This window comes from Pseudomonas sp. CFBP13528 (genome assembly GCF_005233615.1).
Taxonomy (GTDB): domain Bacteria; phylum Pseudomonadota; class Gammaproteobacteria; order Pseudomonadales; family Pseudomonadaceae; genus Aquipseudomonas; species Aquipseudomonas fluorescens_AM.
In genome coordinates, this window is the sequence record NZ_QGAJ01000001.1 from 428,124 (window position 1) to 442,806 (window position 14,683).

13 protein-coding genes are annotated in these 14,683 nt (G+C 61.3%); 7 read left to right on the plus strand and 6 right to left on the minus strand.

Going from position 1 to position 14,683, the window contains the following annotated elements; translation table 11 throughout:
• Positions 1–7 precede the first annotated feature (7 nt).
• Positions 8–2,362 (minus strand): penicillin acylase family protein, encoded by a 2,355-nt coding sequence (locus PspCFBP13528_RS02030; RefSeq protein ID WP_137199547.1) that lies wholly within the window; start codon positions 2,360–2,362, stop codon positions 8–10.
• A 27-nt stretch (positions 2,363–2,389) separates the two neighbouring features.
• Positions 2,390–2,965 carry a DUF6436 domain-containing protein gene (locus tag PspCFBP13528_RS02035; protein WP_065950411.1) on the minus strand — a complete coding sequence of 192 codons (576 nt, stop codon included), beginning with the start codon at positions 2,963–2,965 and terminating at the stop codon, positions 2,390–2,392.
• Between the two features lie 99 nt (positions 2,966–3,064).
• Between PspCFBP13528_RS02035 and PspCFBP13528_RS02040 the strand changes: the two genes are divergently transcribed.
• Positions 3,065–4,000: an alpha/beta hydrolase gene (locus PspCFBP13528_RS02040; RefSeq protein ID WP_137199644.1), complete on the plus strand. Its 936-nt coding sequence runs from the start codon at positions 3,065–3,067 to the stop codon at positions 3,998–4,000.
• Positions 4,001–4,044: 44 nt separating this feature from the next.
• On the opposite strand, the gene PspCFBP13528_RS02045 is transcribed toward PspCFBP13528_RS02040, so the two are convergent.
• Positions 4,045–4,797, minus strand: a complete 753-nt coding sequence (locus tag PspCFBP13528_RS02045; protein ID WP_065949634.1) for a DUF2059 domain-containing protein — start codon at positions 4,795–4,797, stop codon at positions 4,045–4,047.
• A 131-nt stretch (positions 4,798–4,928) separates the two neighbouring features.
• Between PspCFBP13528_RS02045 and PspCFBP13528_RS02050 the strand changes: the two genes are divergently transcribed.
• On the plus strand, positions 4,929–5,561 hold the full coding sequence (locus PspCFBP13528_RS02050) for a 2OG-Fe(II) oxygenase (RefSeq protein ID WP_065949633.1): 633 nt from the start codon (positions 4,929–4,931) through the stop codon (positions 5,559–5,561).
• A 140-nt stretch (positions 5,562–5,701) separates the two neighbouring features.
• Here the strand turns inward: PspCFBP13528_RS02050 and PspCFBP13528_RS02055 are convergent, their stop codons facing one another.
• Positions 5,702–6,181 (minus strand): transporter substrate-binding domain-containing protein, encoded by a 480-nt coding sequence (locus PspCFBP13528_RS02055; protein ID WP_137199548.1) that lies wholly within the window; start codon positions 6,179–6,181, stop codon positions 5,702–5,704.
• Between the two features lie 134 nt (positions 6,182–6,315).
• On the opposite strand from PspCFBP13528_RS02055, the gene PspCFBP13528_RS02060 reads away from it, so the two are divergent.
• Positions 6,316–6,756 (plus strand): DUF4399 domain-containing protein, encoded by a 441-nt coding sequence (locus tag PspCFBP13528_RS02060; protein WP_065949631.1) that lies wholly within the window; start codon positions 6,316–6,318, stop codon positions 6,754–6,756.
• A 133-nt stretch (positions 6,757–6,889) separates the two neighbouring features.
• On the opposite strand, the gene serA is transcribed toward PspCFBP13528_RS02060, so the two are convergent.
• Entirely contained in the window at positions 6,890–8,119 is a 1,230-nt protein-coding gene (serA, locus tag PspCFBP13528_RS02065; protein WP_049711054.1) for a phosphoglycerate dehydrogenase, read from the minus strand.
• A gap of 204 nt (positions 8,120–8,323) precedes the next feature.
• On the opposite strand from serA, the gene PspCFBP13528_RS02075 reads away from it, so the two are divergent.
• From PspCFBP13528_RS02075 to PspCFBP13528_RS02090, 4 genes are all read left to right on the plus strand, one after another.
• Positions 8,324–9,718, plus strand: coding sequence for an FAD-binding oxidoreductase (locus tag PspCFBP13528_RS02075; RefSeq protein WP_065949630.1), 1,395 nt, complete (start codon positions 8,324–8,326; stop codon positions 9,716–9,718).
• A 22-nt stretch (positions 9,719–9,740) separates the two neighbouring features.
• Complete coding sequence (locus tag PspCFBP13528_RS02080; RefSeq protein ID WP_057723429.1) at positions 9,741–10,406, plus strand: fumarylacetoacetate hydrolase family protein; 666 nt, start codon at positions 9,741–9,743, stop codon at positions 10,404–10,406.
• A 247-nt stretch (positions 10,407–10,653) separates the two neighbouring features.
• Positions 10,654–11,580 (plus strand): SdiA-regulated domain-containing protein, encoded by a 927-nt coding sequence (locus tag PspCFBP13528_RS02085; RefSeq protein WP_137199549.1) that lies wholly within the window; start codon positions 10,654–10,656, stop codon positions 11,578–11,580.
• A 120-nt stretch (positions 11,581–11,700) separates the two neighbouring features.
• The gene (locus tag PspCFBP13528_RS02090) at positions 11,701–12,609 is read left to right on the plus strand and encodes an SdiA-regulated domain-containing protein (protein ID WP_065949628.1); all 909 of its coding nucleotides are present in this window, start codon (positions 11,701–11,703) and stop codon (positions 12,607–12,609) included.
• Here the strand turns inward: PspCFBP13528_RS02090 and PspCFBP13528_RS02095 are convergent, their stop codons facing one another.
• On the minus strand, positions 12,610–14,556 hold the full coding sequence (locus PspCFBP13528_RS02095) for an autotransporter domain-containing protein (RefSeq protein ID WP_137199550.1): 1,947 nt from the start codon (positions 14,554–14,556) through the stop codon (positions 12,610–12,612).
• Positions 14,557–14,683: the final 127 nt, after the last annotated feature.

Consider the following 14,683-nt stretch of genomic DNA (forward strand, 5'->3'; position numbering starts at 1 on the left):
TACTCGGCTATCTGGCAGGCAACAGTTTCAAGGTGCCACGGGTATTCGCCGTGATCTCCTCCTCACTGAAATGCGCCTGCTCGTACCCGCCTTCGATATAGGTTGGTGCCTGGTCGCTGTAGTGCGCATCAAACGGTACGCCGCTTTGCCCCACCGGGTTGATGGTCAGGGCATGGGCCGGGTCGGCGAAGTCGATCAGGCGGCGGGTCGACGGGCCATAGGTCACCGGCCAGGGGGCCGGGCCGATCATGGCGGTCTGGTTGTTCGGCACTTCGTGGCTGCCCGGTGCGGCGAAGGGACCAACGTTGAAGAGTTTGTCCAATGGCCTTTGCATGCCCAGTGGATGGCCATGGGTCAGGGTGTGCGCTTTGCCCCACTGCCACTGGGACGGGTCATCGCCGAAGGTGGCTTTCAGATGCGCGAGGCTGTTGTCCCAGGCCAGCTTGACGGTCTCGGCCCGCGTGCCATTCCACCAGGGCGAATCCGGCATGGCGGCCAGCCGTGGCAGGGCCGCGTCGATCACGCGGGTGCCGAGCAGCGTCTTGAACAGGGCGTCGCCCAGTTTCGGGTGGAAGGTCGCATCGGCAAGGTTGAACAGCAACTGGTTGAACAGGGTGGCGCTGGTGGAGTCCAGCGGGTAATCGCCTTTCCAGCTCGCCAGTTGTTCCACCAGCTTCACCTGCGCCGGGTCTGTGACTACCTCGCGCAACACCGGCAACAGCGGCGCCAGCAGTCGTGGGCCAAAGGCGGTGGTGGTGCCCAGTTGCAGGGCCTGGCTATTGTTCACATCCCATTTCACACGGTTGTCGCTCAACTGCGCATTCAACTGCTGGCCACGGTCGGCCAGGTTGTAATAGCCGGGGATTTCCATGCCGGTGGGTGATGCCGGCTGGGCATTGGCGGAGACCACATAGCCGCGCGCCGGGTTCTCTTCCTGGGGGTTGGCGCTGAACGGGTAGAAGCCCAATTTATCGGCCTGGGCGGTACTGCCGTCGAGGATGAACCCCGGGTTGACGCCGGCCGGGCGTATCGGCAACTGCGCCGCCGCCCACCAGCCGATATCGCCCCTGGCATTGGCCCACACGATGTTCAGGCCCGGCGCCGATACCTTGGCCGCCGCAGCGCGTGCCTTGGCCAGGGTATCGGCGCGGTTGAGCTGGTAGAAGCCTTCGAGGATCGGGTTCTCTGTGTCGAGGAACGCCCACCACATCGCAATCGGCGTGGCGCCGGCGTGTTCACCGAGTACGTCATTGACGATCGGGCCGTGGGGCGAACGGCGCAGGACGAGCGTGACCGGGGCCTGGCCCTTGACCTGGATTTGCTGTTCGCTGCTGCTCATGTCGACCCACTGGCCGTGGTACCAGACCTGATTGGGGTTGACCGGGTTGACCTTCTCGGCGATCAGGTCGAGGTCATCGTTCTGGAACATGGTCAGGCTCCAGCCGAAATCCAGGTTGTGTCCCAGGAATGCCACCGGCACCAGCGCGTTGTGATAGCCATACAACTCAAAGCCGGGCGCCGACAGCTGCGCCTCGTACCACACCGACGGCACCGAAAAGCGAATATGCGGATCGCCGGCCAATAACGGTTTGCCGCTTTTGGTACGGTTGCCGCTGATGGCCCAGGCGTTACTGCCTTCGAACTGCGGCAAGCCGTTGTCGGCCAGGGCCTGCTCGCTCAGGCGGGCGAGGGCGCCGAGGGTTTTCCAATCGCCGGCCGCCAGGTTGAGTGCGCCTTTGGGTTGCCAGTCCAGGTCGAACACCTTGAGGTAATCGCTGCCCAACTGGTCGCGCACGTAAGTCAGCACCGGCTCGGTACGAAAGGCTGCGGCGAAGCTGTAGGCCATATACCCGGCGACACTGATGGAGTCCTCGGCAGTGAAGGGCCGCTTGGGAATGCCCAGCACGTCGAACTCCATCGGGCTGGCGTGGCTGGCCTGGTATTGATTGATCCCGTCCAGATAGGCTTGCAGGGCCTTCCAGGCGGCCGAGTCAGGGTTCATGTGCTCGACGTAGCTCAGGGCGCGCTCGCGAATCCGCAGGCTGCGAAACAGCTTGTCGGTCTCCAGCAGCTTGGGCCCCAGCACTTCGGCCAGCTCGCCACGGGCCAGGCGGCGCATGATTTCCATCTGGAACAACCGGTCCTGGGCATGCACATAGCCCAGCGCGCGGTACAGGTCGGCCTCGTTCTCGGCGCGGATATGCGGCACGCCACGGTCGTCGTAGCGCACGGTGACCGAGCCTTGCAGGTGCGCCAGCGTGACCGTGCCCTGGCGGCTGGGTTGCTTGCTGTAGACGTACCCGCCGGCGCCGAGGGCAACCAGCACAACCAGCACCACGAGAGCCTGCAAGACACGCTTCATCGACTTTCCTTACCCAGAATGGACAGACTACGGTTGCTCAGGCCACGAACAATAGCAGCCCACCGCCAGGGTGTGCGTGGCGTTGATTTCGCGCCCGGCTTGCAGGGCCTTGAGGATCGGCTCGATAAAGCTGTTGCCGGCATTGCAGGTCAGTCCTTCGCTGTACGGCCCGAAATACGCCAGCTTGCCCGTACGGTCCCAAATGCCTACGGCCGGGCTGGCCGGTAGCTGATCGGCGCCGGGCAGGGCGTCGAGGGTTTTCATCCGGCGCAGGTTGTCCGGCAGGGCGCCGTGGCTGCCGGCTTTCTGCAGGGCGTAGAACTCGACACCTTGCGGCGCGTAGTGCTCGATCAGCTCACCCAGGTGTTGCTGGTTACCGACATTGCACGGGCAGGCCGGGTCCCAGAAGTGCACCAGGCGAATCGGCCCAGGGCCGCTGAGTGCGGCGGGCAATTGCAGCGCATCGCCGGAAAACACCGCCGTGTGCTCGCTGAAGGCGCGCAGATAACGGCCCTGGAACCAGTCATACGCGGCCCACAGCACGCCGGCGCAGATAATCAGCACCAGGCTGGTGAACAAGGCAGTGCGGTAGGGTTGTCGCATTCAGAGGTATCCTCGCGGGTCGCGTAGCTTGCCATGCTTGTCCTGACAGATGAATATCGCAGCTCGATATTCATCTTCACCGTCAGTCTGGAAGCCTTTATGCCCGTCACCTTTGACCCTGATCATCTGCGCGAAAGCTTGCAGCCCCTGATGGATGCGCAGCCGCTGTCAGCCGAGGCGCGGGTGTACCAGCGGTTCTACGGGTTGGACCTGCCGGCCCGCGAGGCCGTGAGCCGCCTGGGGCGTCTGGAGGTGGATGGGTTCGAGGTGGTTGCGCAGGTGTGGTGGCCTTCGGCGCCGGTGGCGACGATGTTCATGTTCCACGGCTTCTACGACCACATGGGGCTCTATCGCCATGCGGTGGACTGGGCGCTGGAACAGGGCTTTGTGGTGATCGCCTGCGACCTGCCAGGTCATGGCTTGTCCAGCGGCATACGGGCCAGCATCGATGATTTTGCGGTGTACCAGCACGTGGTGCAGGCTTTGTTCGCCGAGGCCGGTGCGTTGCAACTGCCGCAGCCCTGGCACCTGTTCGGGCAGAGCACCGGTGGCGCAATTGTGGTTGACCACCTGCTCAACCATGGCGATCAAAGCCCGGCCCAGGGCAAGACGTTTCTACTTTCGCCCCTGGTACGCCCGCGGGCCTGGGGTTGGTCGCAGCTCAGCTATTACCTGCTGCGCCCGTTCGTCAAAGGCATCGCGCGACGCTTCAGCGACAATTCCAACGACCCGGCATTCAGACCTTTTCTCGAAGCCGACCCGTTGCAGCCGCGCCAACTGCCCACCGCCTGGGTGGGGGCGCTGGCGTGCTGGATCAAACGCATCGAAGCCGCACCACGCAGCGCTCGGCGGCCAGTGATCGTGCAGGGTGAGGAGGATATGACGGTGGATTGGCAGCACAATCTGCGCGTACTGCAGGGCAAGTTCGATCGGCCTGAGGTGTTGATGCTCAAGCGCGGCAGGCATCATTTGATCAATGAGATTCCAGAAATTCGCGAAGAATACTTCCGATACTTGACGAACCATCTGACCTGACACAATCCAAATGTGGGAGGGGGCTTGCCCCTCCCACATGTTTATTACTGCGCCAGGCTGGAAGTGCTTTGGCCGACAGCCAGTCCCGCGCGAATGGCCGCCAGCGCCGCCTGGTAATACGCCTTGCCCTCCGGCGATTCGGCAAACGTGGCGAACTCTTCCAGCTCCGGGTCAGACAACTCCCGATAGACGTACAGCAGCGTGTTATTCAGGTCCTTGTCGATCTGCTGCATCAAGCGCTCACGCTGCCCATTCAGCATGCCCTGGGCCTGACCGCCGCCCAGCAGGCCGGGGATCATCTGGCTCAAGCTGTCCGCCGCCACGCCGGCAATCGCCAGGCTGACTTCGGCGCCCGCTTCACGCGCGGGCAGGGCCTGGGCCAGGTGGCCGATGATCAGGCTGCGGGTGGTGTCGGCCTGGATTTTCGGCAGGCCCTGAGCGTTTTTCGCCAATTGGTCGCGACGCGTGGCGAGTAACTCGGCGGCGACAATCTTGCGGCCCAGAGGCGATTGGAAAAACGCAAGGGCCGGTTTCGGGTCCGACAGGTGCTTGCGCAATTGCGCTTCGGCACGCTGGTCCATGGCCTGGGCCGCGAAGCGTTTGCTGCTGTTGTCCACCAGCGCCTGGTACACCGCTGGCGGCAGGCTGTTGCGGTAGCGCTGCTGTGCGGCAGTGAGGGCGTCGTTGAAATGCGCACGTTGTTCGGCCCAGCCGGCGACTTTGTACAACTGGTCATGGCCGTCTGCCCAGGCGGGTAAAACGCAGAACATCAGCAAGGAAAAAAACAAACGACGCATAAGGACTCCTGTCAGTCGGCCACTATTGTCCGTGTCAGGCGTAGGATTTGTCGAGAAGTCCTATCAGTCACCTGACTAAAGTGTATTCGCACGCTCGACGGCGCTGTCGGATTCACAGGCGTATGGATACTATGCGCGCCATGCAAACACCCCTCGATCACCCACTGCTGCAACGCATTGTCGACGACCTGGCCGAAAAAGGCTGGTCGCAGCAGAATGCCTTCCTGCCCCAGGCTCTGACCCTGGAGCTGGCGGCTGAGTGCCGTAAACGTGCAGCCGAAGGTGAACTGGCCCCGGCGGCCGTGGGGCGCGGGCCGGCGCAGGAAATTCGCGAGGGGATTCGCGGCGATCATATCCAATGGCTGGAAGAGGGCGACGCGGCGGTCTGCGACACCTACATGGCCGTGATGGACAGCCTGCGTCTGGCGATGAACCGTGGCCTGTTCCTCGGCCTGGAAGACTTCGAAAGCCACTTCGCGATGTACCCGCCCGGGGCGTTCTACCTCAAGCACCTGGACCGTTTTCGCGACGATGACCGGCGCATGGTCTCGGCGGTGATCTATTTGAACGACGCCTGGTTGCCCGAACACGGCGGCCAGTTGCGCATGTACCTCAAGGACGGCATCGAACATGACGTGGTGCCCGCCGGCGGCAGCCTGGTGGTGTTCCTGTCGGGCGAGGTGCCCCACGAGGTGCTGCCTGCCACACGCGAACGCCTGTCCCTGACGGGCTGGTTTCGTCGGCGGGGCAACGAGCCGTTTTAAGCCGGCGTCCGATTCCGGCCGATCCTGAAATCTTACCTGGAACAAAATGTGGGAGGGGGCTTGCCCGCGATAGCAGTGGGTCAGTCAGCTGATTTGTGCCTGGCACTCCGCCATCGGGGGCAAGCCCCCTCCCACATGGGTTATCGCGTATTCCCGTCGAGCCACTTCTCTTCCAGCGCCTTTAACCGACCATCGTCCTTCACCCGTTTCAACGCCCCGTCCAGGCTGCTCTTGAACGCAGGGTTGCCCTTCTGAAACGGAATCGCCAGTTCAGGTTTGTCGTTATACGCGGCGCTGAAATCGAAACGATCCTTCAGCTCGGCAGTCATAGCGATATGGTTGATTGCCACGTCGTATTTGCCGGTCGCCACGCCGTTCAGCAGGTCGGCATCATCGGTGGTGATAAACGAGGAGCGGACGTCCATTTCCTTGGCCAGTTGCTCGCCCAGCTCCACTTCAAAGCCGGTGAGTTTGTCGCCTTCCTTGAAATTGAAGGGCGGGGTGTTGGCTTCGAGGGCGATGCGCAGTTCACCGCGATCGTTGACGTCGTCGATCAGCTCGGCGTGAGCGCAAGGGCTGAGAAGGGGAAGCAACAGTAACAGGCCAGGCGAGAAGCGCATGGTCACTCCTAAGGAATTCGGATGTACGAGGCGCTGTTCAGCATCGTTTTGCTATGGTGTTGAGTGCCTTGGACAGCAATTTGTCGCGAAGTTGTCATAACCCTACAGATTTCACAGAAAAACTGGAGAAGCGAATGAAAGCCCTTTTGTCCCGTGCAACCCTGGCCAGCCTGTTGCTGGGTGCTTCGATGTTGGCGACCGCCGCTGACGGTATCCCGCGTAGCGCTCCACCTGAAGGTGCCAAGGTGTTTATCGTTTCGCCAAAAGATGGCGCCACCGTCGATAAAACCTTTACCGTGAAATTCGGCATGGAAGGCCTGAAACTGGCCCCTGCCACCGACCAGACGCCAGGCACCGGCCATCACCACCTTCTGATCGACCAGAAAGAACTGCCGGATGCAAAACTGCCGATCCCGGCCACCGACACCGTGATCCATTACGGCAAGGCCCAGACCGAGACCGAGCTGACCCTGACCCCCGGCAAGCACACCTTGCAACTGGTGGCCGGCGACAAGCTGCACATGCAGTTCAACCCGACGGTTGCTTCCAAAGTCATCACGGTTAATGTGGAATAAAAAAACGGGAGCCCCTGGCGGGGCTCCCGTTTTTTTTGGAAAGTTTCTAGCTACAAGCTACAAGCTACAAGCTACAAGCTACAAGCTACAGCTCAGAGCTTTTACTTGCCGCTAATAGCTTGCAGCTTGCAGCTCAAAAAAGCACCCTACTACGAATCGTGCCGTTGATGTGCTGCAGCTTCTCTTGCGCCAGGTCCGAGTACTCGGCGTCGACGTCGATCACCACATAGCCGACTTTCTCGTTGGTCTGCAGGAACTGACCGGAGATGTTGATGCCGTTTTCCGCGAAGACCTTGTTGATCTCCATCATCACGCCAGGAATGTTCTGGTGGATGTGCAGCAGACGGTGCTTGCCAGGGTGAGCCGGCAGGGCCACTTCCGGGAAGTTCACGGACGATACCGAGGTACCGTTGTCGCTGTACTTGACCAGCTTTTCCGAAACTTCCAGGCCGATGTTGGCCTGGGCTTCAGCGGTGGAACCGCCGATATGCGGGGTCAGGATCACGTTGTCCAGGCCGCGCAGCGGGCTTTCGAAAATGTCGTCGTTGGAGCGTGGCTCCACCGGGAACACATCGATGGCGGCGCCGATCAGGTGCTTGTCCTTGATTGCGTCGGCCAGGGCGTCCAGCTCGACCACAGTCCCGCGTGCAGCGTTGATCAGGATGCCGCCTTTCTTGATCGCACGGATTTCCTTCTCGCCGATCATCCACTGGGTCTCAGTGGTTTCCGGAACGTGCAGGGTGACGATGTCGGACATGCCCAGCAGCTCGGTCAGGCTCGACACTTGCGTGGCGTTGCCCAGCGGCAGCTTGGTCAGGGTGTCGTAGAAGAACACCTGCATGCCCAAGCCTTCGGCAAGGACTGAAAGCTGCGTGCCGATCGAGCCGTAACCGACGATACCCAGCTTCTTGCCGCGAATTTCGAAGGAATTGGCCGCGCTCTTGATCCAGCCGCCACGGTGGCAGGAAGCGTTCTTCTCGGGGATACCGCGCAGCAGCAGGATGGCCTCGGCCAGCACCAGCTCCGCAACGGAACGGGTGTTGGAGTAGGGTGCGTTGAACACCGCGATACCGCGCTCGCGCGCCGCGTTGAGGTCGACCTGGTTGGTGCCGATGCAGAAACAGCCGACGGCCACGAGTTTCTTGGCGTGGTCGAAGATCTCTTCGGTCAGCTGAGTGCGGGAGCGAATGCCGATAAAGTGCGCGTCGGCGATCTTTTCCTTGAGCTGGGCTTCCGGCAGAGAACTGGTGATGTACTCAATGCTGGTGTACCCGGCGGCTTTCAGAACGTCGACAGCCGATGGGTGGACGCCTTCCAGAAGAAGGAACTTGATCTTGCTCTTATCGAGAGAAGTCTTGCTCATCTGCGTAAACCTGTATCCCGGAGAAAAATGGCAGGGAATCGAGCAGCGCAAGCTGACCCGGACGGCAGGAAAGCCGTCACCGCAGAACGCCCTTGGGCTCTGTCCTGCGGGGGCGGTATGCTAGCATACGCGCCCCGCTAAACACCTATTCCTGCGACGTGAAGCGTTCTCAGGATGACCATGAATTGTTCGAGAGTTCTGTCGATGACCCATCCTGCCCTGATTGATGAGCTGAAGACCCTGGTTGAGCCCGGCAAAGTGCTGACCGACGCCGACTCCCTGGAGGCTTACGGCAAGGATTGGACCAAGCACTTCGCGCCCGCGCCGTGCGCCATCGTCTTCCCCAAGACCACCGAGCAGGTGCAGGCCATTGTCCGTTGGGCCAATAGCCACAAGGTGGCGCTGGTGCCGTCCGGCGGGCGCACCGGCCTGTCGGCGGCGGCTGTTGCGGCCAATGGCGAAGTGGTGGTGTCGTTCGACTACATGAACCAGATCCTCGACGTGAACCTCACCGACCGTACCGCCGTGTGCCAGCCGGGCGTGGTCACCAAGCAATTGCAGAACGTCGCTGAAGAAAACGGCCTGTATTACCCGGTGGATTTTGCCTCGTCCGGTTCCAGCCAGATTGGCGGCAATATCGGCACCAATGCCGGCGGGATCAAGGTAATTCGCTACGGCATGACCCGCAACTGGGTGGCCGGGATGAAAGTGGTCACCGGCAAGGGCGATGTGCTGGAACTGAACCGCGACCTGATCAAGAACGCCACCGGCTACGACATGCGCCAGCTGTTCATCGGCGCCGAAGGCACCCTGGGCTTTGTGGTGGAAGCCACCATGCGCCTGGACCGTGCGCCGAAAAACCTCACGGCCATGGTGCTGGGCACCACCGACTTCGACTCGATCATGCCGGTGCTGCACGCCTTCCAGGGCAAGCTCGACCTGACTGCGTTCGAATTCTTCTCCGACAAGGCCCTGGCCAAGGTCCTCGGCCGTGGCGATGTGCCGGCGCCGTTCGAAACCGAATGCCCGTTCTACGCACTGCTGGAATTCGAAGCCACCACCGAAGAAGTCGCCAACCACGCCCTGGAAACCTTTGAGCACTGCGTCGAGCAGGGCTGGGTGCTGGACGGCGTGATGAGCCAGAGCGAAACCCAACTGCACAACCTGTGGAAACTGCGCGAGTACATCTCCGAGACGATTTCCCACTGGACCCCGTACAAAAACGATATTTCGGTCACCGTGTCCAAGGTGCCGGCGTTCCTCAGCGAAATTGACGCAATCGTCGGCGAACATTACCCGGATTTCGAAATCGTCTGGTTCGGTCACATTGGCGACGGTAACCTGCACCTGAACATCCTCAAGCCGGAAAACCTAAGCAAGGACGAGTTCTTCGCCAAGTGCGCCACCGTCAACAAGTGGGTGTTCGAGACCGTCGCCAAGTACAACGGCTCGATCTCCGCCGAACACGGCGTGGGCATGACCAAACGCGATTACCTGACCTACAGCCGCTCGCCGGTTGAAATCGAATACATGAAGGCCGTGAAAGCGGTGTTCGACCCGAACGGGATCATGAACCCGGGCAAGATCTTCGCTGTTTAACCGCCCCTGAAGGAGTCGTTTCATGAGCTACCAGCACAAGTATATCGACGGCACCAACATCCACTTCCCTGTGGGTAAAGTGGTGTGTATCGGGCGTAACTATGCCGAACACGCCAAGGAACTGGACAACCCGGTACCCACCGAGCCGTTGCTGTTCATCAAGCCGGGCAGTTGCGTGGTGCCGCTGGAAGGCGGTTTCGCCATTCCCACCGAGCGCGGTTCGGTGCATTACGAAGCGGAGATCGCCGTGCTGATCGGCAAGCCGTTGTCGAACAAGCCAAGCCGCGAAGAAGTGCTGGACGCCATCTCCGGCTTCGCCCCGGCCCTGGACCTGACCCTGCGCGACAAACAGGCTGAGCTCAAGGCCAAGGGCCTGCCATGGGAGATCGCCAAGTCGTTCGACGGCGCTGCGGTGATCGCGCCTTTCGTGGTCGGGAGCACGTTCGCCGACGTCACCGATATCGGCATTCGCCTGACCATCAATGGCGAAGTGCGTCAGAACGGCAACAGTGCGCAGATGCTCAACCCGATCGTACCGATGATCCAGCACATGGCCGGCTGCTTCTCGCTGCAGGCCGGTGATGTGATCCTGACCGGCACACCGGCGGGCGTCGGGCCGTTGAATGTGGGTGACAAGCTGGTGCTGGAATTGTCGGGCGTCAACCGCTTCGAAAGCGTGGTGCGCTGACTATCCGCACACATGCTGTAAAAAATGTGGGAGGGGGCTTGCCCCCGATTGCAGTGTGTCAGCCAGCTAACCTGTGCCTGACACTCCGCTATCGGGGGCAAGCCCCCTCCCACATTGGTTTTGTGTGTGTTCACTACTATCGCTTTTGCATTTTTTTCACACGCCACCCGGATAATCCCGAACTTCTCGCGCAGGCCTCTGGATCCTGTGCTATCCCCTACAGCCGACTTTCCGGAAAAAGCGCCCCATGGCCGTGCCTCTGCCCACCTCCAAACCTACGCTTCGCTCGCGCCTGACCATGCGCTGGTATTCCTGGGTGTTTCTGGCCGGTGCGATCCTGTATGGCATCGCCTGGGCCATGCACTGGGACGATCGTGGCGTGCTGTGGGTGCTGGAGGTTTTTGAAAGCCCGGCCGAACGCCGGGAAAGTGTGTGGCTGCCGGACTATCACGTGGTCATAGACGCCAAGCTGCTGCCGGGTATGGAGAAGGATGAGGCTTCGGACCTGTCCTACAACCCCCAGACCAAAACCCTGTTTTCCGTGATGGGCAAGAACCCGTTCCTGGTGGAGTTGAGCCTGCAAGGCGATGTGCTGCGCAAGATGCCGCTCAATGGCTGGAACAACCCGGAAGGCGTGACGGTGATGGAGAATGGCCTGATGGCCGTGGTCGATGAGCGCCAGCACAGCCTGACCCTCATCAAGGTCGACGCGGGCACCACGGCGTTGAACAAGGCCGATTTCCCCAATTATGACCTTGGCCCGTCCGCGGACCAGAACAAAGCCTTTGAAGCCATTACCTGGGACAAGCGCAACCAGCAGCTCGTGTTGGGCGAAGAGCGCCCACCGGCGCTGTTCACCTGGAAAAGCAACGGCAGCCAGACCCTGGTTGGCGACAAGCAAAAACTGGCCAGCACCGAGCTTGATATGCGCAACCTCTCGGCGCTGGCCGTGGACCCGCGTACCGGGCATCTGCTGGTACTGTCGGCCGACTCCCACCTGTTGCTGGAGCTGGACGAGAAGGGTGAGCAAGTCAGCTTCATGACCTTGCTGGGTGGCTTCAATGGTCTGAAGGACACCATCCCGCGTGCCGAAGGCGTGACCATGGACGAGAGCGGTACGCTGTATATCGTCAGCGAGCCGAATCTGTTTTATCGTTTTGAGAAACAGAAATAACGCACGTTTACGTCAGGGAATTCTCCATGAGCGGCATTTACCGCGCAGTCCGGTGCGTTTAAGTTTAAATTCAGGCGACCTTGATATCTATTCGCCAGTTTTTTCACCGAGCCCGCCCCGATGCGTCGACTTGCCCGCCCCAAACCCGCTTTAGTCATCTTGATTCTGATTGCCCTGGTTGCCGCCGGGGTCGTTGCGCAGCAGTTCCGTCTGTTCGAACGTGCCTGGTTCAACTGGCAAGTGTGGCATCAGCCAGCCGGTGAACGCAGCATAGGCCTGGCCGATTACCGCGTGTCCCTGGAGGGCCAGGTGATCGAAGGACTCGACGACGATGTGTCGGCTCTCACCTACGACCCGGTGCGCAAAAGCCTGTTTACCGTCACCAATAAAAACGCCGAGCTGGTCGAGCTGTCCCTGCAGGGCAAGATCCTGCGGCGTATTCCCCTGGTGGGGTTTGGCGATGCCGAGGCGGTGGAGTTCATCAGTGATAACATCTATGTGATCAGCGACGAGCGTCAGCAGCGGCTGATCAAAGTGCATGTGGATGACGACACCCAGTTTCTCGATGCCGCCGATGCGGAGCAAATGACCCTGGGCGTGCACATTGGCAGCAACAAGGGATTTGAGGGCCTGGCCTATGACTCGGTGGGCAAGCGCCTGTTCGTCGCCAAGGAGCGCGACCCGATGGTGATTTATGAGGTCCACGGTTTTCCCCACGTCAAGGCGGAAAAAACCTACTCGGTGCACGTGATCAACAACCCCAAGCGCGATGCCGGGTTGTTTGTGCGCGACCTGTCCAGCCTGCAATACGACGAGCGCAGCGGCCATTTGCTGGCGCTGTCGGATGAGTCGTTTCTGGTGCTGGAGCTGGACATCGACGGTCGCCCGCTGAGCAGTCTGTCGCTGCTCAACGGGCGCCATGGCCTGAAAAAACGTGTGCCTCAGGCCGAAGGGGTCGCCATGGACGACGAGGGCACGCTGTATCTGGTCAGTGAGCCGAATCTGTTTTACGTGTTCAAAAAGCCCTGATCAGAACATCCACTGTACGCCCAGGGAGTAGCCGGTCTGGCTGCCCTCGGCATGGCCAAGCCGACCGTTCACTTCGGCGTACACCCCCAGTTGTGGGGTAATCGCCAATTGGCTGCCGATCTGCGCGCGACCGAAGCTTTTGTCGACTGAGCCCAGTTTGGCCGTGCGCGCCTGGCCATCGGCGCGGGCGGTCAGTTGCAGCTCGTCGAGACGCCCGTCGGCCAGTTCCTTGACCCACGCGAGATTGCCGTAAGGCATCAGGCTCATGCTGTAAGGCAGGGCGACGGCTCCGCGCACGCGCCAACCCAGGCTGGCTTCCAGGGAGTCGAATGTCTGTTCTTCGTACTCAAGGGACGTGCGCAGGTTCTGCTTCTCGTGGAACTGATCGATGCGGTAATGGCTGTAATCGAGCCCGGCAAAAGGGCCGCTTTTGATTGCGCCGAAATCGAAGTCATAGCCGCCCAGCACCCGTGCGCCCAGGGACAGAGCGTCGGTGTTGCCGGTCAGTTGCTGGTTGAGCAGGATCGGCCCGCCATTGGCCTGAATCAGCAGGTTGCGCTTGGAATCAAAGCGCGTATGGCCGACGCTCAGGTCACCGGCCAGCCAGCTCGGCCCGCCGTCGTTGAGCAGGGCGTAGACCGATGCTTGCCAGGTGTCGCTGTCCAGTTTGCCGCGATGCTCCAGTTTGTCGCGCCCGTTGAGGTAGCTCAGGCTGGCGCCGATGTTCAGGCTTGAACTGAGTTGATAGTCGCCCAACGCGTGCACACCCAGGCGGCGGGCCTCAGGGTTGAGCGGGGTGTCGAAGCCATTGTCCGGGTTGTATTCCCCGTCCACGCCGACCTCGCCATCAAAGCTGCCGACCTCGCGACTGGCGGCCTGCAGGGTCAGCCAGCGGCGATCATGCAGGCGCACCAGCGCCTGATGCTGGCGCTGCAGGTTGTCCTGCATATTGCGGGCGACGGCGCCGCCCGAGGCGGTCGAGGCCATCAAATCGGCGTTGGTCAGCTCCAGCACCAGGCGGCTGAGCAGGCGCGAATAGTCGCGCAGGCGCTGGTCGATGCGCGCCTGGCCGAAGGCGTCGGTGAGCACGGCTTTGTTGTCTTCGCTCGGGTCGTGCCAGGTCGAGCCGCCGGGGATTTTCGGGTTGTCGGTCTGGGTGTAGCCGTCCAGGTCGCCCAGCTCCCAGTTGGTGGCCTCGATATACAGGATCGGGATATTCAGCGGTTCGAACGGTTCGCCATCGCTGCAGCAGCCGGTGCCCTTGGGGTATTGCGGGTCCAGGCCGGGGTTGGTGAACAAGGGGATATTCAATTCCCTGGCGATCTGGAAGGTGTGTTCGCGCAACGCCGCCAGGCCCGGGTTGGCCGTACTGTTCTGACCGGCGTGGGCGTACATCATGTCGCCGGTGATCAGGCTGTCGAGGTTGATCATCGCGAGCATATTGGCGCGCTGGCTTGCGCTCAGGGCATCGACGAAGGCCCTGGAGCCGCGCAGGCCTTCTTCTTCCGCGCCGAAGCCGACCACCTGCAAACCATTTTCCAGTTGCAGCCCGCCCAGGTTCTTCGCCACCTCGGTCAGCACGCTGGCGCCGGAGCCGTTGTCATCCAGGCCTTGCAGGGTGGGGCGGCCGAAGTAGGTGTCGAAGTGCGCGCCAATCACTACGTACTGCGCCTTGGTGCCGGCGGCGTAGGCCACGACATTTTGCGAGGCGCGACTGCCGTTGTTCCAGGTGAAGTTTTGCCGACTGAGGTTGTAGGCCGTGCCCATCTGGCTCTGCATCCAATCGGCGGCGCCGGCGAAATTGGCGGTGCCGCGATAACGGCCGGGGTAGTCGTTGATCAGCTTTTCCAGGGTGGTGTTGGCGTGCTGGCCGTAGTCATAGGCCTGCAAGTGTGTCGACAGCAGGGCGCCGGCAACGCTGACAGCGAGGGCTAGGGGCTTTATCACAGGGTCTTCCTTGAGATGATGGGAGGTTCAAGCCCAGACGCTTTGCACAATGCGCGCCTCATTCCGTGGGCGGCTGCGAATTGGCGCATTGGTAAACGCGTGGGTCGCCTGGTTGTAATTTGTAACG